The sequence below is a fragment of the Mesorhizobium sp. M7A.F.Ca.CA.003.01.2.1 genome, from assembly GCF_003998945.1.
Lineage (GTDB): Bacteria > Pseudomonadota > Alphaproteobacteria > Rhizobiales > Rhizobiaceae > Mesorhizobium > Mesorhizobium ciceri.
This window is the reverse complement of record NZ_RZRA01001674.1, coordinates 1-454: the sequence shown is the minus strand read 5'-3', so window position 1 is coordinate 454 and position 454 is coordinate 1. Positions and strand designations below refer to the sequence as shown.

General features: G+C 58.4%; 1 protein-coding gene. It reads left to right on the top strand.

Annotated elements, in window-relative coordinates; genetic code table 11:
* Nucleotides 1-190: 190 nt before the first annotated feature.
* On the top strand, nt 191-454 hold a 264-nt coding region (locus EN969_RS34885; RefSeq protein ID WP_127419978.1), incomplete at its 3' end, for a hypothetical protein.

Sequence of the window (454 nt, the reverse complement as noted above, 5' to 3'; positions counted from 1 at the left end):
CATTATCGCTCCCGGGTCTGATGCAGTGGGCAGGTTCGTACCCGACTCACATTTTCATACATTTATGAAAGCATAACTCAAATTATGCTAGAAGAAAAACTTCTGGGAAAGTTTGAAAACTGCGACTCGACTCCCGGCGTAAAACACAGGAATATGCGAACAAATCAGGAACAAAGACGAGGCAGGGGCGATGGCATTGCCGGGCAAGGAACCAACGATCGCGCATGTCGCCTCGATCTCGGTCGAGTGCGCCGATTGTGGCCGCAACAGGTGGTGGCGACCCGATCAGCTGAAGCGGTTCGGGGTGACGGGGAATACGCCGCTGTCCGCTCTGTCGGGCCGTATCGTCTGTTCGGCCTGCCGCGCCGACGGACTGCCGGGGACGGCGATTTCGATCCAGGCGGCGTTTGTCGACGAGCGCCAGCGCGTGCGCAGCGAAGCGCGGATGCTGAGC